Here is a 25,742-nt window from a genome sequence, read left to right as displayed (position 1 = left end):
TTTGACCCCCCCCCCCGCCCCAGTGCGACTCACCCCGCCCTCACCCCTGCGCGTCCCGGGGGGGGCCGGGGCCCCCACCCCGGGGGGGCCCCGGCCCGCCGTGTACGGCGGCCGGAGCCCCGAAAAGCCCTGGTCGGAGAGGGGTCAGCGGGCCGAGCGGTTGACCGCGGAGACGACCGCCTTCAGCGACGCACGCGTCGTGTTCGCGTCGATGCCGATACCCCACAGAACCTTGCCGTCGATCGCGCATTCGATGTAGGAGGCGGCCTGCGCGGAGGCGCCCTCGCTCATCGTGTGCTCCTGGTAGTCCAGCAGGCGTACGTCGATGCCGATGGACTCCAGCGCGTCGAAGAAGGCCGAGATCGGACCGTTGCCGGAACCGGTCAGGACGGTGTCCTCGCCGTCGACCGTCGCCTCGACGGTCAGCGTGTCCACGCCGTCGGTGTCCGTGGTCGACTGCCCGGTCCGGACCTGGATACGGCCCCAGGGGTTCTCCGGGTTCGGCAGGTACTCGTCCTGGAAGACCGCCCAGATCTCCTTCGGCGTGATCTCGCCGCCCTCGGCGTCCGTCTTCGCCTGGATGAGCTTCGAGAACTCGATCTGCATCCGGCGCGGCAGGTCCAGCTTGTGGTCGTTCTTCAGGACGTAGGAGATACCGCCCTTGCCGGACTGCGAGTTGACGCGGATGACGGCCTCGTAGGAGCGGCCGACGTCCTTGGGATCGATGGGCAGGTAGGGGACGGCCCACTCGATGTCGTCCACCGTGACGCCCTTGGCCTTCGCGTCGGCCTCCATGGCGTCGAAGCCCTTCTTGATGGCGTCCTGGTGGGAGCCGGAGAAGGACGTGTAGACCAGGTCGCCCACGTACGGGTGGCGCGGGTGGACCTCCATCTGGTTGCAGTACTCCCACGTACGACGGATCTCGTCGATGTCGGAGAAGTCGATCTGCGGGTCGACGCCCTGGGAGAACAGGTTCATGCCCAGGGTGACCAGGTCGACGTTGCCGGTGCGCTCGCCCTGCCCGAACAGGCAGCCCTCGACGCGGTCGGCGCCGGCCATCAGCGCCAGCTCGGCCGCCGCCACCGCCGTACCGCGGTCGTTGTGCGGGTGGACGGACAGGCAGACGTACGCGCGGCGGGACAGGTTGCGGTGCATCCACTCGAACCGGTCCGCGTGCGTCGACGGGGTGGAACGCTCCACGGTGGCGGGCAGGTTGAGGATGATCTCGCGGCCCGGACCCGGCTGGTAGACGTCCATCACCGCCTCGCAGACCTCCAGCGCGAAGTCCAGCTCGGTGTCGGTGAAGATCTCCGGCGAGTACTGGTAGCCGAACTCCGTCTCCGGGCCCAGCAGCTTCTCGGCGTACTCCATCACCAGGCGGGTGCCGTCGACGGCGATCTGTTTGATGTCGTCCTTGGAGCCGCGGAAGACCACCCGGCGGAAGACGGGGGCGGTGGCGTTGTACAGGTGGACGGTGGCGCGCCGGGCGCCCTTCAGGGACTCCACGGTCCGCTCGATCAGGTCCTCGCGGGCCTGGGTCAGCACGGAGATGGTCACGTCCTCGGGAATCGCGCCCTCTTCCTCGATGATCGAGCGCACGAAGTCGAAGTCGGTCTGGCCGGAGGCGGGGAAGCCGACCTCGATCTCCTTGTAGCCCATCTTGACCAGCTGGTCGAACATCCGGCGCTTGCGCTCGGGCGACATCGGGTCGATCAGGGCCTGGTTGCCGTCACGCAGGTCGGTGGAGAGCCAGCGGGGGGCGGTGGTGATCCGCCGGTCCGGCCAGGTGCGGTCCGGGATGTCCACCTGCTCGTAGCGGCCGTACTTGTGGATCGGCATGCGGCTGGGCTGCTGGCGGTTGGCCATGATGCGTGGGCTCCTCAGGATGTCCGGGTGGACGGCCGACGACGCAACGCCAAGCTCCGCGGGGAGGGAGTCGGCCTCTGACTACAGGCCCTCGCCGCGGCAGCTAAGAAGAAGCAGCCCGAAACGCATGATGCATCGCAGCGTAGCCGAGTCGTGTCGGTCATGGGGGTGCGTTCCAGTATGCGGGACCGGCGTCACAAGGCGGACAAAAAGTGCGGCATACCACTGCCGGTCACGGACGGTGGTCAAATGTCGCGATACTTCACCAATCATGGTGGCGAGTAGTGACTCCTGCGTCACACAGTGCGAAGGTTCTGTGCCATGACGACCCACGGGGGCTTGACGCCCGTCTTCTGCACGATCGTGCCGCCGCACGTCCTCGACAAGCTCGCACAGGCCGAGGACCCGGCAGTCTCCGACCCCGCCCGCCGGTCCCTGGAGCACGACGCCTACCAGCGCACCAAGCGCCGCCTGACCACGGTGCTCGGCGCGGCCCCCGTCGCGCGCGCCGCGGGCGCCCCGGCCGACCAGCCGCACCGCACCATCTACGACGCCCGCCACACCCAGGACCTGCCGGGCACCAAGGTCCGCGACGAGGGCTCCGACTCCGGCTCCGACGCCACCGTCAACCGCGCCTACGCGGGCCTCGGCGCCACCTTCGACCTGTATCTGAAGGTGTACGGCCGCCACTCCATCGACGGCGAGGGCCTGCCGCTGGACGCCACCGTGCACTTCGGCCAGGGCTACGACAACGCGTTCTGGAACGGCGACCAGATGGTGTTCGGCGACGGCGACGGCGAGGTCTTCCTCGACTTCACCATCCCGGTCGACGTCATCGGCCACGAGCTGACCCACGGCGTCACCCAGCACACCGCGAACCTGGAGTACTTCGGCCAGTCCGGCGCGCTGAACGAGTCGGTCTCCGATGTCTTCGGCTCGATGATCAAGCAGTACGCCCTCGGCCAGACCGCCGCCGAGGCCGACTGGCTGATCGGCGCGGACCTGCTCGCCCCGCAGGTGCACGGCACGGCGCTGCGCTCGATGAAGGCCCCGGGCACGGCGTACGACGACCCCAACCTCGGCAAGGACCCGCAGCCGGCGACGATGGACGACTACGTCCACACCAGCCGCGACAACGGCGGCGTGCACATCAACTCCGGCATCCCCAACCACGCCTTCTACCTGGTCGCGACCGCGATCGGCGACCACTCCTGGGAGAAGGCCGGGCAGATCTGGTACGACGTGCTCACCGGCGGTGAGCTGAAGCAGGACGCCCTCTTCGTCGACTTCGCCACGCTCACGGTGAAGGCGGCGCGCGAGCGGTACGGCGCCGGGGACGAACTCCAGGCGGTACGGAAGGCATGGGAGCAGGTGGGGGTGCGGACGCTCTAGTTCCGTACTAGACAGTCCTCATGCGTATCCAAGTACGGCGCACCGGTGGTTTCGCGGGCATCGAGCGCCGGGCCGAGGTGGACACCTCGGCCCGGTCCGACGCCGACGAGTGGGAGGACCTGGCCGAACGCGCCCTCGCGTCCGGCCGGGCCGCCCCGCCCGCCGGTGTCCCGGACGGCTTCTCCTACGAGATCACGGTGGACGGCCGCACGGTGTACGCGGCGGACCCCCTGCTGACCGAGGAGCAGCGGGAGCTGATCTCCCGGGTGCTGAAGGAAGGCGCCTGAGGGACGGCGTTGAGGGGTGCCCGGCGGTCACCTCTGCTGCCGGAGCATCTCCCGGAACCAGTGGTAGGAGGCCTTGGGGGTGCGCTTCTGGGTGGTGTGGTCGACGTGCACCAGACCGAAGCGGCGCGCGTACCCCTCGGCCCACTCGAAGTTGTCGATCAGCGACCACACGAAGTACCCGCGTACGTCGACGCCCGCCTCCAGGGCGGTGTGCAGGGCGCGGATGTGGGCGTCCAGGTAGGCGATGCGGTCCTGGTCGTCGAGGCCGTCGTAGGAGCAGCCGTTCTCGGTGATGACGACGGGCGGGAGCCGGTCGCCGTAGCGGTCGCGGAAGGCGGTGAGCAGCTCCGTGAGCCCCTCCGGTACGACCGGCCAGCCGAAGTCGGTCACCGGCCGCCCCTCGATCTCCCGGACGGAGAAGGGGAGTTCGGCGGGCAGGACGACACCGCCGTACTCGGTGTCGCTCCCGCCGCCGGGCGCTCCGACCCTGGTCGGCGCGTAGTAGTTGATGCCGTACCAGTCGAGCGGCTCGGAGATCACAGCGAGGTCGGCCCCCAGGTCGGCCGCGCCCATCAGCTCGCCCAGGCCGTCGGGGTACGCGCCGAGCAGCACCGGTTCGGCGAAGAGCCGGTTGAGCAGCAGGTCGTAGAAGCCGGCCGCCTCGGTGTCGGCGGGGTCGTCGGAGGCGGGCCAGGTGGGGCCGTGCGAGTTGGTGATGCCGATCTCGGTGGCCCCGGCCGCGCGCAGGGCCCGTACGGCGAGGCCGTGGGCGAGGAGCTGGTGGTGGGCGGCGGGCAGCGCGTCGAAGAGGAGCTTCCTGCCGGGGGCGTGCACACCGAGGGCGTGCCCGAGCAGGGTGTGCTCCGCGGGCTCGTTCAGGGTGGTCCACCGGTCGACGCGGTCGCCGAGCCGCTCGGCCACGAGCGCCGCGTACTCCGCGAACCGCTCGGCCGTGTCCCGCCGCAGCCAGTCCAGGCCGACGGGCAGGTCCCAGTGGAAGAGGGTGGGCACGGGCCGTACCCCGGCCCCGCGGACCTCGTCCACCAGCCGGTCGTAGAAGTCGAGGCCGCCCGGGGAGTTCACGCGCGGCCAGGAGACCGAGAAGCGGTACGCGTCCACCCCGAGGCCGGCGAGCAGGGCGACGTCCTCCGGGTAGCGGTGGTAGTGGTCGCAGGCCACCGCCGTGGTCGAGCCGTCCTTCACCCGCCCCGGCTCGGCGGCGAAGACGTCCCACACGGACGGCTCGCGCCCCTCGGCGCCCTCGATCTGCTGCGCCGAGGTCGACACGCCCCACAGGAACCCGGCCGGAAACCGGGGCATCGCACCGATCGCGTCAGTCACCATCCCCGGATCATCCGTACCGCCGGTAACGGAAGTCAACGGGCGGGCGGGGAAAGGGTGTTGGCGGGCGGGGTCAGAAGCCGAGCCGGCGCAGCTGCTTGGGGTCGCGCTGCCAGTCCTTGGCCACCTTGACGTGCAGGTCCAGGAAGACCGGCGTCCCCAGCAGCGCCTCGATCTGCTTGCGGGACTTGATGCCGACCTCCTTCAGCCGCTTGCCCTTGGGGCCGATGATGATGCCCTTCTGGCTGGGCCGCTCGATGTAGACGTTGGCGTGGATGTCCAGGAGGGGCCGGTCGGCGGGCCGGTCCTCGCGCGGGAGCATCTCCTCCACGACCACCGCGATGGAGTGCGGCAGCTCGTCCCGGACGCCCTCCAGGGCCGCCTCGCGGATGAGTTCCGCGATCATGACCTGTTCGGGTTCGTCCGTGAGGTCGCCCTCGGGGTAGAGGGCCGGGCCCTCCGGCAGCAGCGGGACGATCAGGTCGGCCAGCAGGCCCACCTGCTTGTCGGCGACCGCCGACACCGGCACGATCTGGGCCCACTCGAAGCCCAGCTCCTTGCCGAGCTGGTCGATCGCGATCAGCTGCTCGGCCAGGGTCTTGGAGTCGACCAGGTCGGTCTTGGTGACGATGGCGACCTTCGGGGTCTTCCTGATCCCGGCCAGTTCCTTGGCGATGAAGCGGTCACCGGGACCGATCTTCTCGTTCGCCGGAAGGCAGAAGCCGATCACGTCGACCTCGGCCCACGTCGTGCGCACCACGTCGTTCAGCCGCTCGCCGAGCAGCGTGCGCGGCTTGTGCAGCCCGGGGGTGTCGACCAGGATCAGCTGGGCGTCGGGCCGGTGCACGATGCCGCGCACCGTGTGCCGCGTCGTCTGCGGCTGGTTCGCGGTGATCGCCACCTTCTGCCCGACCAGAGCGTTCGTGAGGGTGGACTTGCCCGCGTTGGGGCGGCCCACGAAGCAGGCGAAGCCGGCGCGGTGGCCGGTCTCGGCCGACTCTTCGGATGACGGGGTACGAACGCTCATGCCGCCCATTCTCCCTGATCCACGAGCCCGCCCCGTACCACGGCCGTCCGGCGCCCTCTCCTGTGAGGTTGCGGAAACCCGTACGCAACGAAACGTCACGGAAACACACCTGTACGCGACCGGAAACGCACACCGGTGACCCTCTGACGAGCCCGCACACCGTTGGAGACGCCCGTGATCCTGGCCGCCGCACATGTCGACACCGGCGACACCGCCTGGCTGCTCGCCTCGACCGCCCTCGTCCTGCTGATGACCCCGGGCCTGGCTCTGTTCTACGGCGGCATGGTCCGCACGAAGAGCGTCCTCAACATGCTGATGATGAGCTTCGTGTCGATCGCCCTGGTCACGGTGGTCTGGCTGGCGGTGGGCTACTCCCTCGCCTTCGGCGACGACATCGGCGGGGGCCTGATCGGCGGGGTGCACAACGCCGGCATGGCGCATCTCACCCCGGGCAGCACGCACGGCACGGTCCCCACCCTGCTCTTCGCCACCTTCCAGCTGACCTTCGCGATCATCACGGCCGCGCTGATCAGCGGCGCGGTGGCCGACCGCACCAAGTTCTCGGCGTGGCTGGTCTTCGTGCCGCTGTGGACCCTCGCCGTATACGTTCCGGTCACCCACTGGGTGTGGGGGCCGGGCGGCTGGATCCTGGAGAAGCTCGGCGCGCTCGACTTCGCGGGCGGTCTGCCCGTGGAGATCACCTCCGGTGCCTCGGGCCTCGCGCTCTGCCTGGTCCTCGGCCCCCGGCTGGGCTTCAAGAAGGACGCCATGCGTCCGCACAACCTGCCCATGGTGATCCTGGGCGCCGGTCTGCTCTGGTTCGGCTGGTTCGGCTTCAACGCGGGCAGCGCGCTCGGTGCGAACGGGCTCGCCGCGGCCGCCTTCCTCAACACCCTCGCGGCCGGCTGCACCGGACTGCTCGGCTGGCTCTTCGTGGAGCAGAAGCGCGACGGCCACCCGACCACCCTCGGCGCGGCCTCCGGCGCGGTGGCCGGCCTGGTCGCGATCACCCCGTCCTGCGGCACGGTGTCCCTGCTCGGCGCCCTCGTCGTCGGCCTCGCCGCCGGTGTGGTCTGCTCCTACGCGGTGAGCTGGAAGTTCCGGCTGAACTTCGACGACTCCCTGGACGTCGTCGGCGTCCACCTGGTCGGCGGTGTCATCGGCACCCTGCTGATCGGCCTGTTCGCGGAGAAGGCGATGACCGGCGGCACGGAGGGCCTCTTCTACGGCGGCGGGCTCGCCCCGCTCGGCAAGCAGCTGGTCGCCGTGGTGGTCGTGGCCGGATACGCCTTCGCGGTGACCTACGGCCTGGGCAAGCTGCTCGACAGGGCGATGGGCCTGCGGGCGGGCGAGGAGCAGGAGCGGACGGGTCTGGACCTTACGGTGCACGCCGAGACGGCATACGATCACGGCGTCCTGGGCCACGGCGCCCCGGTATCCCACTCCGTCCTCACCGGCACCAGCACCCAGAAGGTCGACACCCAGGCATGAAGCTCATCACCGCGATCGTCAAGCCGTACCGCCTCGACGAGGTCAAGACCGCCCTCCAGGAGCTGGGCGTGCACGGCCTGACCGTGACCGAGGCGAGCGGCTACGGCCGGCAGCGCGGCCACACCGAGGTGTACCGGGGTGCCGAGTACCGGGTGGACCTGGTGCCGAAGGTCCGCATCGAGGTCGTCGTGGAGGACGCGGACGCCGACGCGGTGATCGACGCGATCGTCAGGGCCGCGCAGACGGGAAAGATCGGCGACGGCAAGGTGTGGTCCGTACCCGTGGAGACGGTCGTCCGGGTACGCACCGGCGAACGCGGCCCCGACGCGCTCTGACCAGCAGAAACCCGGCCACCGCGAGCGCGAGGGCCAGCAGGGTGGCGGGCAGCCAGGGCAGGGCGAGGTAGGTGGCGGCGGCCGAGTCGCGGGTATTGCGGGCGCTCGCGGTGAGGGTGATCCTCGTGCGGTCGAGCTGCGGCGCGCCCTGCCAGGTCTCGGTGAGCCGCACCTGCTGGCCCGGCAGCAGTTCGGACGGCACCCCGGTGAGCGGGCGGTCGAGCAGCGTACGGCCGAACAGCCCGCGCGCGGTCAGCCGCACGCTGGGGTTCAGGGTGACGTTGCCGGTGTTGCGCAGGGTGTAGGAGACGGTCGCCGTGCCGGTGCCGAGGCCGGGGATCAGCGGCTGGTGGTGGCTGATGCGCACCCGGCCGACGAAGAGCGCGGGCAGGGCGGGGCCGCCGACCCGGAGATAGACCCGGGCGCCGACGGCCTGCCGCACACCGAGCGCGAGGGAGCCGCTGCCGGGCTCGACCTTCTCGTCCAGGGCGACGATCGCCCCCGGATGGTCGCCGGGCTCGGCGCCCTCGGGGACCCGCAGGGTGAACGGCACGGTGACGGTCCGGTGCCCGGGGACGGTGAGCCGGTTCCGGCGAAGCCGCGTCCACGCCCCCACCCCGCGCATCCGCTCCCCTTGGCCGCGGACGGCGAAGCCCCCGTCCCGGGGGGTGTTGTAGGCGTCGGCCGCGTAGAGCCGGAAGGTGAGCGGCCGGCCGGTCCGGTTCCGGACGGCGACCCGGTCGGTGAGGGTCTGGCCGGGGTCGGCGGAGAGATAGAAGTAGGGCCGCGCGGCGATCGTCGAGGCGACCGGGTAGACGGACCAGCTGCCGTTGTCGGCGGCGCGGGCGGGGGTGGCCTGCCAGGCCGGCAGCCATGCCAGCAGGAGCCCCAGAAGGAGGACGTACGGCTTGCGCATGGGTGCGGACCCCCACGGTCGAGGACGGCGAAGGGGAACGGGCGGGTGCGGACGCCCGTACGCTCAGGCGAGCGTGAGGGTGAGGACGCCGGAGTACGCGCCCGGGGGCGTGAACGCCGGTACGTCCAGGGAGAGTCCGGCGTCGACGGTGAACTCGCCGCCGGTGAGCGCGGAGTCCGGCGTCGACGCGAGGGTGGCTCCGGCACCGCCCACGCTCCCCGCCGACCCGGCCTTGCAGGTGCTGGGGCTGCCGGCCTTGGTCGCGCAGGCCGGGGTCCAGCTCAGCCGGCCCCCGTCGAGGGTGGCGCCGGGACCGGTGAAGCCGGTGACCCTGCCGGTCAGCGACCAGCCCGCGGGCCCGCCGCGGAAGTCCCGCACGGTCACCGTCTGGAGCTTGCCGGTGGCGGCCCCGCCCTTGCCGAAGTCGACCGCCGACAGCGCGACGGAGTCCCCGGCCTGGGACATGGACAGCGTGCCGGCCCTGACGCTCGTGGTCAGCTTCTGGCTGCCGGGCGGGACGGGCGTGTTGTCGTTGACGGCGTAGGCCGCGGGTCCGGCGCCGGTGTCCGCGCTCCAGGCGCTTCCCTCGTAGGCCACGATCCCGGTGGTCGCCTTGTCCTTGACGACGAGGGAGCCGCTGAAGGAGCCCTGGCCGTTCGCGGTCGCGGTGGCGGTGTCCGCGGTCTGGGTGTTGCCGGCCCGCCCGGCGAGGGTCACGGTCGCGCCCGGGGTGAAGTGGGTGCCGCTGACGGTGACGGCGGCACCGGCGTCGCCGGAGGCCGAACCCAGCGTGATGGCCCGGGCGTTGGCGGAGGTGCCGTCGGTCGCGGTGACCGTCTCCGAGGCCGGGGCGGGCGGGTCGGTGACCGTGCAGGGGGTGTCCAGCTCCATGATGTAGCTGGTGTGGATGTTGTAGTCGGCGGGCGAGAGGGTGATCCTCCCGGCCTTGGTGACGGTGAAGGTGCCGGTCATGGAGAAGGACGGGAAGGCGGCCTTGCCCGGCACCGGCGGGTTCTTCTTCGGCCCGGCCACGGTCACGTCCCCGCTCTGCGCGCCGCCCAGGGCGACCTTGCCGGTCGGGGTCATGATGTCGGCGGGCAGCGCGAGGTCGGTGGGGTTGGACGCGGCGGCCTTGACCACGGTGTAGGTCACGGTGACGGTGTCACCGACCTTGGGGCTGGTGTTGTCGACCGAGATGTTCGCGGTCGTGGTGCCGTCGATCGGCGGCAGGCCGGCGATGGCGGGCGGGATGCAGTGGGTGGCGAAGTCCACGTCGGTGCCGGCGGCGGTGGCGGGGCAGGCCAGCGCGCCGCCCGCGGTGACCGCGAGCGCGGTCGCCCCGAGCAGTGCGCTCCAGCGCCACCGTGGCGAGCTTCGCGGTCTGGGGGGTGTCGAACCCATGGGGCCCTCCTGAGGGTCGCGGGCGCAGCGGCTCCTCTGCGCCGACAGGGGGCATTGATGTGGAGCGGGGGTGAGAAGTCAATGGAGATGCCGCAGGAATCTGACGAACCGTCAACTTCCGCGGCATCTCCGCCCACTCGGCACCGGATCACCCAACGGGTCAGCCGGCGTGCAGGGTGAGCCGCACCGATCCGTCCGGCGCGGCCAGCAGCACCGGCGTCCCCGCTCCCCCGAGGTCGGCGACGGCGGCCAGGTCCTCCGGCGCCACGGCGTCCCCCGCGCTCACCACGGCCGCCGCCTCCAGCGACCGCGCCCCCGACGCCACCGCCATCGCGACGGCCGTCCGCAGCGCGCTGAGCTTCAGCGACGAAAGCTCCACCGACCCGGCGACATAGGTCCGCCCGGTCTCATCTCGTACGGCCGCCCCCTCGGGCACACCGTTGCGGGCCCGGGCCGAACGGGCCAGGGTGACGATCTTGCGGTCCTCGGGACCAAGCTCGCTGCTCTCGCTCATGCCCAGAGCATACGAACCCGGGAAACGGCCCCCTCACCCCGCCACGGGATACATCGCCCCCCGCCGGCCCTCCGGTGAGACCAGCCACTCCATCTTCGCCGCGGTGTTCGCCTCCTCCAGCGGGGTGTGCAGCACGATCATCAGATCCGGCCGGACCGGCACCTGCATCACCGTCGACTCCACCACCAGCAGTCCCGCCAGCGGATGGTCCAGCTCCTTGCGCACCTGCCCGTGGTCCTCGATGTCCCGCTCGGCCCACAGCGCCACGAACTCCGGGCTGCGCTCCGAGACCTCGTCGAGCACCGCCCGGAACCCCTCGTCGTCCGGCCGTGCCGCGCACGCCGCCCGGAACTGCGCCACCACGGTCCGCGCGTTCTGCTCCCAGCTCCTGCTCCGCGACCGGTACAGCGGGTCCGTGAAGAAGTCGATCAGGCAGTTCTGGGTGATGTCCGGGCGCATGCCGAGCACGATCGCGGCGGCGTCGTTGTACATCACGCAGTTGTAGTACCGGTCCATGATGTGCGCCGGATACGGCATCCAGGTGTCGATCAGCCGGCGCAGCCCGTCGCACATGTCCCGCCTGCCGGGCGCCACTTCGGGCGCGGGCGGGTTCATCCCGGCCAGCCGGTACAGATGCCGGCGCTCGGCGTCGCTCAGCCGCAGCACCCGGGCCACGGAGTCGAGGACCTGCGGGGAGACGGAGATGTCCCGCCCCTGCTCCAGCCACTGGTACCAGGAGGCGCCGACCCCGGCGAGCACGGCCACCTCCTCCCGGCGCAGCCCGGGGGTGCGGCGCCGGCCGCCGCCGACCGGCAGTCCGGCCTCCTCGGGGCTGACCCGGGCCCGCCGGCTCATCAGGAACTCGCGCAGTTCGTTGCGCCGTTGACTCTTCGCCGCCTCGGCTGCGGGCACGGCCCGTCCTCCCCCATGTCGTCTGGTGGTGCCACCACCACCATAAGTTGCGACTCCCCACGGTTGTTCCCGCGGCCGCAGGCTCGTGCCATGGCGATCGACACCACGACCTCACCGAACCCCCTCCACGAACCGCTCGACACCCCCAGGGCACCCCGGCTGTCGACGCGCGACAAGCTCGTCCTCTTCGTCCTGTGCGCGGCCCAGTTCATGGTCGCGCTGGACTTCTCCGTCCTGAACGTGGCCCTGCCGGAACTCGGCAGCGACCTGGGCATGAGCCGCTCCGCCCTCCAGTGGGCGGTCACCGCGTTCGCCCTGCCCTCGGGCGGCTTCCTGCTGCTCTTCGGCCGCATCGGCGACCTGTACGGCCGCCGCAAGCTGTTCCTGACCGGCCTGGCCGTGTTCGGCGCGGCCTCGCTGCTGGCGACCCTGGCCTGGGACCCGGCGTCCTTCCTGGCCGGCCGCGCACTCCAGGGACTGGGCGCCGCGGCGATCGTGCCGACCGGCATGTCCCTGCTGACCACCACCTTCCCGGAGGGCCCCGCCCGGGACCGCGCCCTCGGCATCTCCGGCACGCTGCTGTCGCTGGGCTTCACCGTCGGCATGGTCGCGGGCGGTGTGCTGACCGACGCGCTCGGCTGGCGCTCCACCATGGCGCTGCTCACGCTGTTCGCGGTGATCGTGCTGCCGCTGGCCCCGGGTCTGCTGCCCGAGTCGCGCACCCCGGAGCGCCCGCGCCTGGACGTGCCCGGCGCGGTCACCGTCACCGGCGGCCTGCTGTCGCTGATCTACGCCCTGTCCACCGCCGCCGACCACGGCTTCGGCCGCGCCGACGTCCTCACCACCCTGGTCGCCGGTCTGCTCCTGCTGACCGCGTTCGCGGTGGTCGAGTCCCGCGCCGCCGCCCCGCTCGTCTCGCTGCCCATGCTGCGCCGCCGCACGGTGGCCTGGGGCAACGTGGGCGGTCTGGTCACCTTCTCGATGATGTCGACGGTCATCTTCGTGCTGACCCTGTACCTCCAGGAGATCCTGCACCTGTCGGCGTTCGAGACCGGTCTGGTCTTCGGCGTCCAGGGCGTCCTGTCGGCCGTCGCCGGCACCCTCGCCGCGAAGGTCGTCGGCCGGTTCGGCGCCCGGCGCACCCTGGTCGGCTCGCTGACCGGGCAGGGCGCGCTGGTGGCGACCCTGGTGCTGCTGAACGCGCACACCTGGTCGGTGTGGCTGGCCGTGGCCGCGGTGTCCCTGGCGAGCATGTTCCACCTGGGTGCGATCGTGTCGTACGGCCTGACGGTGACCTCGGGCGTCCCGGACGAGGAGCAGGGCCTGGCCACCGGTCTGGTGACCTCGACCCAGCAGGTCGGCATCACGGTCGGCATCCCGCTGCTGGGTGTGCTGGCCACCACCGCGGACGACCTGATGACCGGCGTCCACACGGTCCTCGCCCTGGACGCGGCCGTGGTGCTGGCCGCCGCGGTCCTGGTCGGCCTGGGCCTGCGCCGGGGTCAGTCCAGGGTCTGAACGATCCCGCTCCGCGCGGCCGTGTGCAGCACACGGCCGCGCGCGCCGTTGACCAGCGGAAGGTACGGCGCGACATGGCCGCACTCGACATCGGCGACGATCGGCACGCCGAGCGTGCCGAGCGCGTCGAGGACCGCCTCGTGCTGGGTGAGGGTGGGGCTGTCGGGGGCGTGGGTGCGGCCGACGAGGACGGCGGCGGCCCGGTCGAAGAACCCGGCGAGCCGCATGCCGTGCAGGTGGCGGCAGATGGTGAAGGCGTTGTCCTCGCAGGCCTCGACGTACACGAGCAGCGGCTCGTCCCCGGCGAACCGGGAGGTGTCGAGGTACGGGGTGCCGGCCAGCGGACCGAGGGTCTCGACGCAGCCGCCGATCAGCCGGCCCTCGATGTCCACCTCCCCGTCGCCGTCCAGCCGGGTCCAGCCGCCCTCGGCGTCGAGGGTGAAGTCGCGGACCTCCGGGTGTCCGACGAAGTCGTCGAAGCGGGCGGTCCGATACCGGCCGGGCGGCTCCTGCGTGAACGGCTCGCCCTGCGGGGCCGTGACGATGTCGAGCCAGGACTTGAGGCCCTCGGGTGTCCGGTAGGGGGTCTCCATCAGGTTGTTGCCGTGGACGGTCGCGACCCCGGTGAGCAGGGTCAGCGGGGTGAGGATCGTGGACATGTCCGAGTAGCCGACGACCCACGTCGGCTCGGCCCGCCCGATCGCCTCGAAGTCGAGCAGCGACAGCAGGTCGATCGCGGTCTCGCCGCCCCACGGCGGCACCACGGCGCGGATCGTCGGGTCGGTCAGCATCGCGGTCAGCTCGGCGGCGCGGTCGGCGGCCGGGGCGCTGACGTGCGTCGAGCCGTCCATGCACCGGCCGACGACCACCTCGTAGCCGCGCTGCTCGAGGTCGCGGAGCGCCACGTCGAGACGGGCGCGCAGCTTCTCGGCCACCCCGCTGGACGGGGAGGTCACACCTATACGGTCACCGGGGCGCAGCGGGCGCGGATACCTGATCGTCATACCGGAGATCCGACCGCGTGCGGGCCGCGCCGGGCAACCGGATTTACGGCCGGTCCAACCGCAGCCGCTCCGCCCGGGGCAGGCCGGCGACGACCAGGTCGTAGGAGTCCTCGATCAGCTCTCTGACCAGCCGGTCCGGCAGGCCGCCGGCCACCGTCACGGTGTTCCAGTGCCGCTTGTTCATGTGCCAGCCGGGGACGATCAGCCCCTCGTGCTCGGCGCGCAGCCGGACCGCGTCCTCCGGGTCGCACTTGAGGTTGACCGTCAGCGGCCGCGCGCCCAGCTCGGACAGGGCGAACATCTTGCCCAGCACCTTGAAGACCGAGGTCTCCGGGTTGAACGGGAAGTCCTCCACCGCCGCGTTGAAGGACAGGCAGAAGGCGCGCAGCTCCTGGGGGGTCACTCGGGCTTCTCCTCCGGGTCCTTCGCGGCGGGCTCGACCAGCACGGTGACGATCTTGTTCCGGCGTCCGGCCGCCGCCTCCGCGGTGAGCGTCAGCCGCCGCTCGTCGGGCAGTTCGACCTGGGCGGACGCGCCCGCGATGGGCACCCGGCCGAGGGCCTTGGCGAGCAACCCGCCGACGGTCTCCACGTCCTCGTCGTCGTACTCCTCCAGACCGTACAGCTCGCCCAGGTCGGTGATGTCGAGGCGGGCGGTGACCCGGTAGCGGTCGTCACCGAGGTCCTCGACCGGCGGCAGCTCGCGGTCGTACTCGTCGGTGATCTCGCCGACGATCTCCTCCAGGATGTCCTCGATGGTGACGATCCCGGCGGTGCCGCCGTACTCGTCGATGACGACGGCGACGTGGTTGCGGTCCTTCTGCATCTCGCGCAGCAGGTCACCGGCGTTCTTGGTGTCCGGCACGAAGACGGCGGGCCGCATGGCGGTGGACACCAGGTCGCTCTCCGCCTCCCGGTTGATGTGCGTCCTGCGGACCAGGTCCTTCAGATACACGATCCCGACGATGTCGTCCTCGCTCTCCCCGGTGACCGGTATCCGGGAGAACCCGGAGCGCAGCGCGAGGGTGAGGGCCTGCCGGATGGTCTTGTACCGCTCGATGACGACGAGGTCGGTGCGCGGCACCATCACCTCGCGCACGAGCGTGTCGCCCAGCTCGAAGACGGAGTGCACCATCCGGCGCTCCTCGTCCTCGATCAGCGACTCCTTCTCGGCGAGGTCGACCAGTGCGCGCAGCTCCGCCTCGGAGGCGAAGGGGCCGCGCCGGAAGCCCTTGCCGGGGGTGAGCGCGTTGCCGATGAGGATGAGCAGGGACGGGATGGGGCCCATGACCCGGGCGAGCGGCAGCAGGACGTACGCCGCCGCGGTCGCGGTGTTGAGGGGGTGCTGCCGGCCGATGGTGCGCGGGGAGACCCCCACGGCGACGTACGACACCAGCACCATCACCCCGATGGCGACGAGCAGCGCCTGCCAGGTGACCGGGAACTGCTCCAGGCAGGCGTAGGTCACCAGGGCCGCGGCGGCCATCTCGCAGGCGACCCGGACCAGCAGGGCCACGTTCAGATAGCGGGTGGGGTCGGCGGCGACCTGGGCCAGCTTGGCGCCGCCGCGCCGGCCGGACTTGACCGCCTCCTCGGCCCGGAAGCTGGAGACCCGGGCCAGGCCCGCCTCCGCGCAGGCGGCGAGCCAGGCCACGACGACGAGCGCGATCGCGCCGAGGACGATCTGCGGGGACATTCGGGGCTCGTCCCGCTACGAGACGGTCGGCGCCGGGGACGGCCCGGTCAGCCCGTGCTCGGCGCGCCAGCCGTCCACGATGGCGGCCTGGAGCCCGAACATCTCCGCCTTCTCGTCCGGCTCCTCGTGGTCGTAGCCCAGCAGGTGCAGCACCCCGTGGACGGTGAGCAGCTGGAGCTCCTCGTCCATGGAGTGCTGGGTCGGGGCCTCCGCGCCCTGCCGGGCGGCGACCTCCGGGCAGAGCACGATGTCGCCGAGCAGGCCCTGTGGCGGCTCGTCGTCGTCCTTCGACGGCGGCCGCAGCTCGTCCATCGGGAACGACATGACATCGGTCGGACCCGGCAGGTCCATCCACTGGATGTGCAGCTGCTCCATGGCGTCGGCGTCCACGACGATCACCGAGAGCTCGGAGAGCGGGTGGATGCGCATCCGCGCGAGTGCGTAGCGGGCGATGTCGAGGATCGCCTGCTCGTCGACCTCGGTGCCGGATTCGTTGTTGACGTCGATCGACATGGTCGTGCTGGTCTACTTCCCCTTGGTGCCCTTGGCCCCGGTCTTGCCGTGGCCGCCCTTGGGCGCGCCGTTCTCGGTGCCGTGCTTGCTGTCGTACTTCTCGTACGCGTCGACAATACGGCCCACCAGCTTGTGCCGTACGACATCGTGGGACGACAGCCGGGAGAAGTGGACGTCCTCGACGCCCTCGAGGATCTCCTGCACCTGCCGCAGACCCGACTTCTGCCCGTTGGGCAGGTCGACCTGGGTCACGTCACCGGTGATCACGATCTTGGAGTCGAAGCCGAGCCGGGTGAGGAACATCTTCATCTGCTCGGGGCTCGTGTTCTGGGCCTCGTCCAGGATGATGAAGGCGTCGTTCAGCGTGCGGCCGCGCATGTACGCCAGCGGCGCGACCTCGATGGTCCCGGCCGCCATCAGCCGCGGGATCGAGTCCGGGTCGAGCATGTCGTGCAGCGCGTCGTACAGCGGGCGCAGATAGGGGTCGATCTTCTCGTAGAGCGTGCCGGGCAGGAAGCCCAGGCGCTCGCCGGCCTCGACCGCCGGGCGGGTCAGGATGATCCGGTTGACCTGCTTGGACTGGAGGGCCTGCACGGCCTTGGCCATGGCCAGGTAGGTCTTGCCGGTGCCGGCGGGGCCGATGCCGAAGACGATGGTGTGCTTGTCTATGGCGTCGACGTAGCGCTTCTGGTTGAGGGTCTTCGGACGGATGGTGCGCCCGCGCGAGGACAGGATGTTCTGCGTCAGTACCTGTGCCGGGGTCTCCGGGCCGTCACTCGTGCCGTTGTCGCTCGCCTTGAGCATGGCGATCGAGCGTTCCACTGCGTCCTCCGTCATCGGCTGCCCGGTGCGGAGCACCAGCATCATCTCGTCGAACACGCGCGAGATCAGGGCGACGTCGACGGGGTCGCCGACCGCGCTGATCTCATTGCCCCGGACATGGATGTCGGCCGCCGGGAAGGCCCTCTCGATCACACGCAGGAGGGAGTCGCCGGAACCCAGCACGGTCACCATGGGGTGCTGCGCGGGGACGGTGAACTGCGCTCTCGCCTGCTCCTGCGCGGGGGTGTGAGCTGTGGGTGTCTGTGTCATGGGCCGGCGCTGAAGGCCTGCGCTTCCTCCTCGTCACGGCCGCCTGGCTGTGGGCGGCCTCGCGCTTCCAGGGTACGACGGTGGACTGACAACGCCGTAGGGCTTTTCGAACGGCGCGCAGCCGCGGCCACCTCAGCCGGAACGCCGGAACCCGATGGTCGGCACGGCCCGGCGCAGCGGCCACGCCCGGTCCAGCTGCGCCGGCACCAGCCCCTCCAGGAACTCGTACCTGCGCAGCGCCCCCCGGTCCTGCCCGGGCAGGGACTGCACCCGCCGCCACCACGCCCCGATCTCCGACCACCCGGGCGCCGACAGCGACCCGCCGAACTCCTGCACCGACAGCGCCGCCGTGAGGCCCGCGAAGGCCAGCCGGTCCGCCAGCGGCCACCCCGCCAGGGAGCCGGTCACGAACCCGGCGACGAACACGTCCCCCGCCCCGGTCGGGTCCAGCGCCTCCACCGCGATGGCCGGTACCTCCGCGGCCTCCCCGGTCCGCCGGTCCACCGCGTACGCCCCTTCCGCGCCGAGGGTCACCACGGCCACCGGCACATGCTCGGTGAGGGCGTGCGCGGCCTGCCGGGGGCAGTCGGTGCGGGTGTACCGCATCGCCTCCGCCGCGTTGGGCAGGAACGCCTCGCAGTGCCGCAGGTCGGGCAGGGCGGCCAGATCCCACGCCCCGGTCTCGTCCCAGCCGACGTCCGCGAAGATCCGGGTGCCCTCCCGGGCGGCCGCCTCGACCCAGGGCGCCGGGTGGCCGGGGGTGAGCGAGGCGACGGCGGCACGCGCGCGGGGCGGGCAGCCGGTCGCCCCGTCCTCGATGAGCGCGGCCTCGGGCGGCGGCTCGTGCCCGTGGGACACCATGGTGCGCTCGCCCTCGTACGCCATGGAGACGGTGACCGGCGAGTGCCAGCCGGGCACGGTCCGGGACGCGGACAGGTCGATGCCCTCGCCCTGCTCCAGCGCGTCCCAGCAGTACTCGCCGTAGTGGTCGTCGCCGAAGGCGGCGGCGAGCGCGGTGCGCAGGCCGAGCCGGGCCAGCGCGGTGGCCATGTTGGCGACCCCGCCGGGGCTGGAACCCATGCCCCGGGCCCAGGACTCGGTGCCGCGCACGGGCGCCGAGTCCAGGCCGGTGAAGATGATGTCGAGGAAGACCGTGCCCATGAGGTAGACGTCCCAGGGCGGGTCGCCGGGTGTGCGCAGCGCGGCGAGCGGGTCGACCTGGGCCTGACAGCGTGCCGCCTGTGTGAGGTGTTCCGGTTCCTCTCCGGCAAGAGTGTGCGACGGGGTCACGGTGCGCTCCCTGACGTGGTGCGGATCTGGCCAGTGTGCACCAGATCACGTACCGGGATGTGCGCTACCGGTGAGCCGTGGCCGGCTACCAGCGGGGCATGTCCGGTGTCCGCCAGCCGGGTTCGGCCACCCGCATCGCCGCCGCGTCGTCGCGGTCGCGCAGCGAGCCGTCGTCCTCGGCCCAGCGCCGGTGCAGCCGCGCCAGTTCGTCACGGTCGAGTTCGACGCCGAGTCCGGGTGCGTCGGAGACGGCGACCCGGCCGTCGGTGAAGGTCAGCCGCTCGGTGAGGACGTCCTCCGACTGCCAGGGGTAGTGCGAGTCGCAGGCGTGGTGGAGGTTCGGCACGGTCGAGGCGACCTGGGTCATGGCGGCGAGGCTGATGCCGAGATGGGTGTTGGAGTGCATGGACACCCCGACTCCGAAGGCGGCGCAGATCGCGGCCAGCCGCTGGGTGTTGCGCAGTCCGCCCCAGTAGTGGTGGTCGGAGAGGACGACCTGGACGGCGTCGCGGGTGAACGCCTCCTTGATCTCGCCGAAGGTGGTCACGCACATGTTGGTGGCGAGCGGGATGGTGGTCGCGGCGGACACCTCGGCCATGGCGGGCGTGCCGAGCGTCGGGTCCTCCAGGTACTCGAGGACGTCGCCGAGTTCCTGGGCCACCTTCAGCGAGGTGGCGACCGACCAGGCGCCGTTGGGGTCGAGGCGCAGCGGGTGTCCGGGGAAGGCCTCGGCGAGGGCGCGTACGGCGGCGATCTCCTCCTCGGGCGGGAAGACGCCGCCCTTGAGCTTGAACGACCCGAACCCGTGCCGCTCCTTGAACCGCCGGGCCTGGGCCACGACCCCGGCCGGATCGAGGGCGGCGCCCCAGTCGTCGGTCTCGGCGCGGACGCCCTCCGGGTGCGCGGCCCACTTGTAGAACAGGTAGGCGCTGTAGTCGACGGCGTCGCGCACCTTGCCGCCGAGCAGGGCGTGCACGGGCAGTCCGAGCGCCCGGCCCTGGGCGTCGAGGCAGGCGACCTCGAAGGCGGACAGCACGGACAGCCGCAGCTTGTCGGCGCTCTGCACGCCGCGCAGTCCGCCGGCGTCGACGTCGCCGTCCACCCGCGAGGCGTCGACCCCGAGGTCGAACTCGAAGAGGCTGTTCACATCCATGACCGACCGGCCGGTGAGGCGCTCGGCGAGCGGCCGGGCCAGCTCCAGGTACTTGGTGTCCCCGTAGGTCTCGCCGAGCCCGGTCACCCCGTCGGCGGTGACGACCTCCACGATCAGCCGGGGGGTGTACGGCTGGTGCACGCCCTGGGTGTTCAGCAGCGGCGGGTCGGCGACCAGGATCGGGGTCAGTCGCACCTCGGCGATGGTCAGGTCACGGCTCACGGGGCGACTCCTCGGGCAAACGCCGTCCATGTATGAGAACTCAGGCTATGGAGGCGAACGAGAGATCGTCAATGGCGCGCACACGAAAAGACGCCGGGGCGCGCCCATGTACCCGGACAGCGCCCCCGCACTCCTCGGCGGAACCGCCCGCCGTACCCGCGCGCACCGCCTACGAGACGGCGTCCCCGAACTCGTACGCCGCCACCTCGGCGAGGTAGCGGGCTCTGCGGTCTTCGTCGTCCTCCAGGAAGGAGGCGAGGAAGGAGTTGCGGGCCAGTTCGCGCAGCCGGTCCTGGGAGAGGCCCAGGGTCCGGTGCACGGCCGCGAAGTTGTCGCCGACGTAGCCGCCGAAGTACGCCGGGTCGTCGGAGTTGACCGTGCACAGCAGCCCGGCGTCGAGCATGGCCGGGAGCGGGTGGTCGGCGAGGGTGTCGACGGTGCGCAGCCGGACGTTGGACAGCGGGCACAGGGTCAGCGGGATCCGCTCCCGGACCAGCCGCTCGACCAGGGCGGGGTCCTCCATGCAGCGCAGGCCGTGGTCCACGCGCTCGACGCCGAGCACGTCCAGCGCCTCGGTGATGTACTCCGGCGGCCCCTCCTCACCGGCGTGCGCGACCCGGCGCAGCCCGAGCGCGGCGGCGGCCTCGTACACCTCCCGGAACTTCACCGGCGGATGCCCGACCTCCGCGGAGTCCAGGCCGACCCCGGTGATCCGGTCCAGGTACGGCCGGGCCGCGTCCAGGGTCGCCAGGGCCGACTTGGCGGACTCGTCGCGCAGGAAGCACAGGATGAGCCGGGTGGAGATCCCGTGCTGCTCCTCGCTGCGGCCGAGCGCCCGCCACAGCCCCTCCACGACCGTCCCCATGGACACACCGCGGGCGAGGTGGGCCTGCGGGTCGAAGAAGATCTCCGCGTGCCGCACGCCCTGTGCGGCGGCCCGCGCGAGATAGGCGTCGGCCAGGTCCGCGAAGTCCTGCTCGGTGCGCAGGACGGCCATCAGCTCGTAGTAGAGGTCGAGGAAGGACTGGAGATCCTCGAACTGGTAGGCCTTGCGCAGCTCGTCCGTGTCCGCGTACGGCAGCTCGACAGCGTTGCGCGCGGCCAGCTCGAACGCCAGCTCGGGCTCCAGGGTGCCTTCGATATGGAGGTGCAGTTCTGCTTTGGGGAGGGGCATCAAAGCATCGTACGGCCGGATCACCGTCGTTTCGGTACGGGGACCCGCTGAAGGTCGTACGCCACCGTCAGCTCCCCCTCGAAGCCGGCCGCCCGGGCCTGCCGCTCGAACTCCTCCGGTTCGGAGTACCGCTGGCTGAAGTGGGTCAGCACCAGGTGCCGTACCCCGCCGTCCCGCGCCACCCGCGCCGCCTGGCCCGCCGTCAGATGACCGTGCTCCACGGCGAGTTCCTCGTCCTCGTCGAGGAAGGTGGACTCGATGACGAGCAGGTCGCACCCCTCGGCCAGCGCGTACACCCCGTCGCACAGCCGGGTGTCCATGACGAACGCGAACCGCTGCCCGCGCCGCACCTCGCTGACCTGCTCCAGGGTGACGTCCCCGAGCCGGCCCGCGCGCTGGAGCACCCCCACGTCCGGACCCGTGATCCCGTGCGCGGCGAGCCGGTCCGGCAGCATCCGGCGGCCGTCGGGCTCGGTCAGCCGGTAGCCGAAGGACTCCACCGGATGGGACAGCCGCCGGGCCTCCAGGGTGTACGACGGCGTGTCCGCGAGGACGCCGTCGGCCGCGACCGGGGCCTCGGTCAGCGAGACCGTCTCCCGGTAGGCCGTCGCGTACCGGAGCCGGTCGAAGAAGCGCTGCCCGGACCGCGGGTAGTGCGCGGTGACCTCGTGCGGCACCTGGTCGAGGTTGATCCGCTGGATCACCCCGGCGAGGCCGAGGGAGTGGTCCCCGTGGAAGTGCGTGACGCAGATCCGGTTCAGGTCGTGCGCGGCCACCCCGGCGCGCAGCATCTGCCGCTGGGTTCCCTCGCCGGGGTCGAAGAGGATGCCCTCGCCGTCCCAGCGCAGCAGATAGCCGTTGTGGTTGCGGTGCCGGGTCGGGACCTGGCTGGCGGTGCCGAGGACCACCAGTTCACGTACGGACACGCAGGCTCACCCGGGAGGCCATTCGAGGCCGCGGCCGCCGAGGACGTGCGCGTGGGCGTGCCAGACGGTCTGGCCGGCGCCGCTGCCGGTGTTGAAGACGGTGCGGTAGCTGTCCAGCTTTTCCTCGTCGGCGACGGCCTGGGTCTCGGCGAGAACGTCGGCGGCGAGCTGCGGGGCCTGCGCACCGAGTTCGGCGGCGTTCGCGTAGTGGGCCTTGGGGATCACCAGGACGTGGGTGGGGGCCTGGGGGTTTATGTCGCGGAACGCGATGGTCGTCTCGGTCTCGCGGACGACCGTCGCGGGGATGCTGCCTGCGACGATCTTGCAGAACAGGCAGTCGTCCTGGGGTTCGCCTGGCATGCGCGCCTCCTGTTGATCAAGTCCGTGGGCATCGTAGTCGTTCGGCGGCGGGCCGCACACGGCCGGCCGCGCCGCTCAGTCGGGCATTCCCGGCGGAGTTTTCGCGGGCCGCTCCTCCAGCGCCTCCAGCGCGAGCGCGACCGCCGCGTCCAGCTGGGTGTCCCGGCCCGCCGCCCAGTCCTGAGGCCGCTGTACGACCTCCACGTCCGGGTCCACGCCGTGGTTCTCGACGTCCCAGCCGGCCCCCTCCAGCCACATCGCGTACTTCGGCTGGGTGACCAGGGTGCCGTCGACCAGGTGGTAGCGGCTGTCGATGCCGATGATGCCGCCCCAGGTGCGGGTGCCGACGACCGGGCCGATGCCGAGGGCCTTGATCGCCGCGTTGACGATGTCGCCGTCGGAGCCGGAGAACTCGTTGGCCACGGCGACGACCGGTCCCCGGGGGGCGTCGGCGGGATAGCTGGTGGGGCGCATGCCGCGCGGGATGTCCCAGCCGACGATCCGGCGGGCCAGCTTCTCGACCACGAGCTGGGAGGTGTGGCCGCCGCGGTTCTCCCGGACGTCGACCACCAGCCCCTCGCGGGCCACCTCGACGCGCAGGTCGCGGTGGATCTGGGCCCAGCCGGGGGCCTGCATGTCGGGGACGTGCAGGTAGCCGAGGCGGCCGGCGGAGGCCGCGTGGACATGGGCGCGGCGGTCGGCGACCCAGGCGTGGTAGCGCAGCGGTTCCTCGTCGGCGACGGGGACGACGACGGTGTGCCGGGGTTCGCCGCCGCCCGCCGGGGAGATCGTCAGCTCGACGGGGTGGCCGGCCGTGCCGACCAGGAGGGGACCGGGGCCGAGGACCGGGTCGACGGGGTGTCCGGCGACGGCGATGACGGCGTCACCGGGGCGGACGGCGGCGCCGGGCGCGGCCAGCGGGGAACGGGCGTCGGGGTCGGAGGTCTCCGCCGGCAGGATCCGGTCGATGCGCCAGCTGCCGTCGGGGTGCCGGGAGATGTCGGCGCCGAGCAGACCCTGCCGGGCGCCGCCGCCGGCGCCGCCGCGCGGGATGACATAGGCGTGCGAGGTGCCGAGTTCGCCGTGCACCTCCCACAGCAGATCGACCAGGTCGCTGTGGGTGGCGAGGCGGCCGAGGAGCGGTCGGTAGCGGTCGAGGACGCCGGACCAGTCGACACCGCCGAGGTCGGGGCGCCAGAAGTGGTCCCGCATGAGGCGGCCGGTCTCCTCGTACATCTGCCGCCACTCCACGGCCGGGTCGACCGTCTGGCGGACCCGGGCGAGGTCGACGGTGATGCTGCTGTCGCCGTCGTCGTCGGTGCCGGTGCGGCGGTCGCTGGGGACGACCCGGAGCCGGCCGTCGGTCCACAGCAGGACCCGCTTGCCGTCGCCGCTCACCTCGAAGTGGTCGGCGTCGGAGGCGAGGTGCTCCAGGCGGCGCTGGGCGAGGTCGTAGCGTTCCAGCTCGGTGTGCGGGGCGGGGTCGTCGGGGTGGGCGCGGGAGGCGCCGAGGACGCCGTGCACGGGGTGGCGCAGCCAGAGGACGCCGTCCTTGGCGGCGCGCAGCGTGGAGTAGCGGCCGGCCTCCACCGGGAAGGGCACGATCCGGTCGCCGAGGCCCTCCAGGTCGATCCGGGTGGCGGGGGTGCCCTCGCTGTCCGGGGTCTCGTCCTTGTCGGCGGCCTCGAAGGGGCGGCCGTGGCGCTGCGGGCCGAACGGGGAGGGGGTGGTGGCGGCCAGGGTGATCAGGTGCGGGCGGGCGCCGACCACGAACGCGAGATCGAAGACGTGTTCGTCGTAGACCGGGTCGAAGGCGCGGTTGGAGAGGAAGGCGAGGTGTTTGCCGTCGAGGGTGAAGGCGGGCGCGTAGTCCTGGAAGCGCAGCGGGGTCGCCTCGGTGACCGAGAGGTCGGTGGTGTGGGCGATGCGGAGCTGGCAGAGCGGGCGCGGGCCGGGGTGGGACCAGGCGAGCCAGGCGGAGTCCGGGGAGAAGGCCAGCCCGGAGACCTCGCCGTCGTCGCTGCGGTCGACCTCGCGGACCTCGCCGGTCTCCCGCTCGACGAGCAGCAGCCGTCCGTCGTGGGCGGCCACGGCGGCCCGGCTGCCGTCGGGGGCCATGGCCAGCTCCAGCACCCGGCCGAGCCGGCCGGCGGCGAGCCGGCGCGGGGTGGCGCCGGGGGCGAGTCCGGTGGCCGGCGCGAACTCCAGGGCGTCCTCGCCCTCGGCGTCCGTCACCCACACCGCCCACTCCTCGCCCTCGGTGCGGAAGGTGCGCGGGAGCCGGGCGCGGACCCCCGGGGTGGCGGCGAGGGCGCGGGCGGGCCCGGAGCGGTGGGTGACCCAGTGGACTCCGCCGCGCACGGACACGGCGCTGCCGCGCGCGGTGTGGTCGGGGCAGGCGGCGCCGAACCAGCGGGCCGCGTTCACCGGGTACGGGCGCAGGTCCAGGCGGGGTCCGCCGAGCCGGATGCCGAGCGGGCGCGGCTCGGCGCCCTCCAGGTCGTCCAGCAGCAGGAGTTCACCGCCCGAGGCGTACACGACCCGGGTGCCGTCACCGGCCGCGTGCCGGGCGTAGAAACCCTCGATCGGGGTGTGGCGGCGCAGGTCGGAGCCGTCGGCGAGGGAGGAGTACAGCGCGCCGGTGCCCTCGTGGTCGGAGAGGAAGGCGATGCGGTCCCCGGCCCACACGGGGCACTCGATGTTCCCGTCGAGGTCGGCGTGGAGCCGGACGAACTCGCCGTCGCCCTCGCGGTCGATCCACAACTTGCCCGCGGTGCCGCCCCGGTAGCGCTTCCAGTGGGCGGCCTCGCGGCCCATCGGTACGGACAGCAGCACGGTGGCGGGGCCGGTGGCCACATCGCCGACCGGGCCGTACGGCAGGGTCTCGGCCGGTCCGCCGTCCAGCGGGACGGCGTGCGCCCAGGTGTGCCGGGAACTGGGCCGGCCGTGCGCGCCGAGCGCGAGGACCCGCCCGTCGGCGGTCCAGCCGCACACCTCGGTACGGCGGTTGCCCCAGTAGGTCAGCCGTCGGGCGGGGCCGCCGTCGACGGGGGCGACATGGACCTCGGGGGCGCCGTCCCGGGTGGAGGTCCAGGCGAGGAAGGCGCCGTCCGGTGATATCCGGGGCCGGGTCACCGGGACGTTGTCGGCGCTGACCCGCCAGGCCCGGCCGCCGTCGAGCGGGGCGAGCCAGACGTCGTCCTCGGCGACGAAGGTCACCAAGTCGCCGCGGAGATGGGGAAATCGGAGATAGCCCGGCACCGCCGCGGTCCCCGTCGAAGCACCCTGAGTCACCTTGTCACTGTACGCAGTG

Annotated in this window: 23 protein-coding genes; 5 read left to right on the top strand and 18 right to left on the bottom strand. The window is 72.1% G+C overall.

Features of this window, described 5'->3' with window-relative positions; genetic code table 11:
- Positions 1 to 144: 144 nt before the first annotated feature.
- The gene (gene leuA / locus ACFVIU_RS22975) at positions 145 to 1,866 is read right to left on the bottom strand and encodes a 2-isopropylmalate synthase (protein ID WP_385844663.1); all 1,722 of its coding nucleotides are present in this window, start codon (positions 1,864 to 1,866) and stop codon (positions 145 to 147) included.
- Positions 1,867 to 2,187: 321 nt separating this feature from the next.
- On the opposite strand from leuA, the gene ACFVIU_RS22970 reads away from it, so the two are divergent.
- Both ACFVIU_RS22970 and ACFVIU_RS22965 read left to right on the top strand, forming a co-directional pair.
- Positions 2,188 to 3,258: a M4 family metallopeptidase gene (locus ACFVIU_RS22970; RefSeq protein ID WP_385844662.1), complete on the top strand. Its 1,071-nt coding sequence runs from the start codon at positions 2,188 to 2,190 to the stop codon at positions 3,256 to 3,258.
- A 20-nt stretch (positions 3,259 to 3,278) separates the two neighbouring features.
- Complete coding sequence (locus ACFVIU_RS22965; RefSeq protein ID WP_385844661.1) at positions 3,279 to 3,545, top strand: protealysin inhibitor emfourin; 267 nt, start codon at positions 3,279 to 3,281, stop codon at positions 3,543 to 3,545.
- Between the two features lie 27 nt (positions 3,546 to 3,572).
- Here ACFVIU_RS22965 and ACFVIU_RS22960 read toward each other — a convergent pair whose 3' ends face one another.
- Positions 3,573 to 4,889: a GH1 family beta-glucosidase gene (locus ACFVIU_RS22960; RefSeq protein WP_385844659.1), complete on the bottom strand. Its 1,317-nt coding sequence runs from the start codon at positions 4,887 to 4,889 to the stop codon at positions 3,573 to 3,575.
- Between the two features lie 70 nt (positions 4,890 to 4,959).
- Positions 4,960 to 5,913 carry a GTPase Era gene (gene era, locus ACFVIU_RS22955; protein ID WP_385844658.1) on the bottom strand — a complete coding sequence of 318 codons (954 nt, stop codon included), beginning with the start codon at positions 5,911 to 5,913 and terminating at the stop codon, positions 4,960 to 4,962.
- Between the two features lie 174 nt (positions 5,914 to 6,087).
- Between era and ACFVIU_RS22950 the strand changes: the two genes are divergently transcribed.
- Both ACFVIU_RS22950 and ACFVIU_RS22945 read left to right on the top strand, forming a co-directional pair.
- Entirely contained in the window at positions 6,088 to 7,404 is a 1,317-nt protein-coding gene (locus tag ACFVIU_RS22950) for an ammonium transporter (RefSeq protein WP_385844657.1), read from the top strand.
- Positions 7,401 to 7,739, top strand: coding sequence for a P-II family nitrogen regulator (locus ACFVIU_RS22945; RefSeq protein ID WP_385844655.1), 339 nt, complete (start codon positions 7,401 to 7,403; stop codon positions 7,737 to 7,739). The genes ACFVIU_RS22950 and ACFVIU_RS22945 overlap by 4 nt, the downstream gene beginning before the upstream one ends.
- Here ACFVIU_RS22945 and ACFVIU_RS22940 read toward each other — a convergent pair.
- From ACFVIU_RS22940 to ACFVIU_RS22925, 4 genes are all read right to left on the bottom strand, one after another.
- Positions 7,633 to 8,655 carry a DUF916 domain-containing protein gene (locus tag ACFVIU_RS22940; RefSeq protein ID WP_385844654.1) on the bottom strand — a complete coding sequence of 341 codons (1,023 nt, stop codon included), beginning with the start codon at positions 8,653 to 8,655 and terminating at the stop codon, positions 7,633 to 7,635. The two genes, ACFVIU_RS22945 and ACFVIU_RS22940, sit on opposite strands and share 107 nt — an antisense overlap.
- Positions 8,656 to 8,718: 63 nt before the next feature.
- The gene (locus tag ACFVIU_RS22935; RefSeq protein ID WP_385844653.1) at positions 8,719 to 10,056 is read right to left on the bottom strand and encodes a beta-xylosidase; all 1,338 of its coding nucleotides are present in this window, start codon (positions 10,054 to 10,056) and stop codon (positions 8,719 to 8,721) included.
- 160 nt (positions 10,057 to 10,216) lie between these two features.
- The gene (locus tag ACFVIU_RS22930) at positions 10,217 to 10,570 is read right to left on the bottom strand and encodes a cytidine deaminase (protein WP_385844652.1); all 354 of its coding nucleotides are present in this window, start codon (positions 10,568 to 10,570) and stop codon (positions 10,217 to 10,219) included.
- 33 nt (positions 10,571 to 10,603) lie between these two features.
- Positions 10,604 to 11,425, bottom strand: a complete 822-nt coding sequence (locus tag ACFVIU_RS22925; protein WP_385844812.1) for a helix-turn-helix transcriptional regulator — start codon at positions 11,423 to 11,425, stop codon at positions 10,604 to 10,606.
- 147 nt (positions 11,426 to 11,572) lie between these two features.
- Here ACFVIU_RS22925 and ACFVIU_RS22920 point away from each other — a divergent pair, with 147 nt between their 5' ends.
- Positions 11,573 to 13,000: an MFS transporter gene (locus ACFVIU_RS22920; protein WP_385844651.1), complete on the top strand. Its 1,428-nt coding sequence runs from the start codon at positions 11,573 to 11,575 to the stop codon at positions 12,998 to 13,000.
- Here the strand turns inward: ACFVIU_RS22920 and ACFVIU_RS22915 are convergent.
- The 11 genes from ACFVIU_RS22915 to ACFVIU_RS22865 form a co-directional block, all read right to left on the bottom strand.
- Positions 12,985 to 14,004, bottom strand: coding sequence for a S66 peptidase family protein (locus ACFVIU_RS22915; RefSeq protein WP_385844650.1), 1,020 nt, complete (start codon positions 14,002 to 14,004; stop codon positions 12,985 to 12,987). The genes ACFVIU_RS22920 and ACFVIU_RS22915 overlap by 16 nt on opposite strands.
- A gap of 43 nt (positions 14,005 to 14,047) precedes the next feature.
- The gene (locus tag ACFVIU_RS22910) at positions 14,048 to 14,407 is read right to left on the bottom strand and encodes an MmcQ/YjbR family DNA-binding protein (RefSeq protein WP_385844648.1); all 360 of its coding nucleotides are present in this window, start codon (positions 14,405 to 14,407) and stop codon (positions 14,048 to 14,050) included.
- Complete coding sequence (locus ACFVIU_RS22905) at positions 14,404 to 15,699, bottom strand: hemolysin family protein (protein ID WP_385844647.1); 1,296 nt, start codon at positions 15,697 to 15,699, stop codon at positions 14,404 to 14,406. Before ACFVIU_RS22905 ends, ACFVIU_RS22910 begins: the two co-directional genes overlap by 4 nt.
- Positions 15,700 to 15,714: 15 nt before the next feature.
- Positions 15,715 to 16,212, bottom strand: a complete 498-nt coding sequence (gene ybeY / locus ACFVIU_RS22900; protein ID WP_385844645.1) for an rRNA maturation RNase YbeY — start codon at positions 16,210 to 16,212, stop codon at positions 15,715 to 15,717.
- Positions 16,213 to 16,224: 12 nt separating this feature from the next.
- On the bottom strand, positions 16,225 to 17,304 hold the full coding sequence (locus ACFVIU_RS22895; protein ID WP_385844644.1) for a PhoH family protein: 1,080 nt from the start codon (positions 17,302 to 17,304) through the stop codon (positions 16,225 to 16,227).
- 132 nt (positions 17,305 to 17,436) lie between these two features.
- Positions 17,437 to 18,594 (bottom strand): carbohydrate kinase family protein, encoded by a 1,158-nt coding sequence (locus ACFVIU_RS22890; RefSeq protein ID WP_385844642.1) that lies wholly within the window; start codon positions 18,592 to 18,594, stop codon positions 17,437 to 17,439.
- Positions 18,595 to 18,679: 85 nt separating this feature from the next.
- Positions 18,680 to 19,999 (bottom strand): glucarate dehydratase family protein, encoded by a 1,320-nt coding sequence (locus tag ACFVIU_RS22885; RefSeq protein WP_385844640.1) that lies wholly within the window; start codon positions 19,997 to 19,999, stop codon positions 18,680 to 18,682.
- Between the two features lie 139 nt (positions 20,000 to 20,138).
- Complete coding sequence (locus ACFVIU_RS22880; protein WP_385844639.1) at positions 20,139 to 21,143, bottom strand: adenosine deaminase; 1,005 nt, start codon at positions 21,141 to 21,143, stop codon at positions 20,139 to 20,141.
- A 20-nt stretch (positions 21,144 to 21,163) separates the two neighbouring features.
- Positions 21,164 to 22,069, bottom strand: a complete 906-nt coding sequence (locus ACFVIU_RS22875; protein WP_385844638.1) for a ribonuclease Z — start codon at positions 22,067 to 22,069, stop codon at positions 21,164 to 21,166.
- A gap of 6 nt (positions 22,070 to 22,075) precedes the next feature.
- Positions 22,076 to 22,429: a histidine triad nucleotide-binding protein gene (locus tag ACFVIU_RS22870; RefSeq protein WP_385844637.1), complete on the bottom strand. Its 354-nt coding sequence runs from the start codon at positions 22,427 to 22,429 to the stop codon at positions 22,076 to 22,078.
- Positions 22,430 to 22,504: 75 nt separating this feature from the next.
- Positions 22,505 to 25,723 (bottom strand): S41 family peptidase, encoded by a 3,219-nt coding sequence (locus ACFVIU_RS22865; protein WP_385844636.1) that lies wholly within the window; start codon positions 25,721 to 25,723, stop codon positions 22,505 to 22,507.
- Positions 25,724 to 25,742 lie beyond the last annotated feature (19 nt).

This window comes from Streptomyces sp. NPDC127190, assembly GCF_042672505.1.
GTDB lineage: Bacteria > Actinomycetota > Actinomycetes > Streptomycetales > Streptomycetaceae > Streptomyces.
This window is presented reverse-complemented; position numbering and strand designations above follow the sequence as displayed.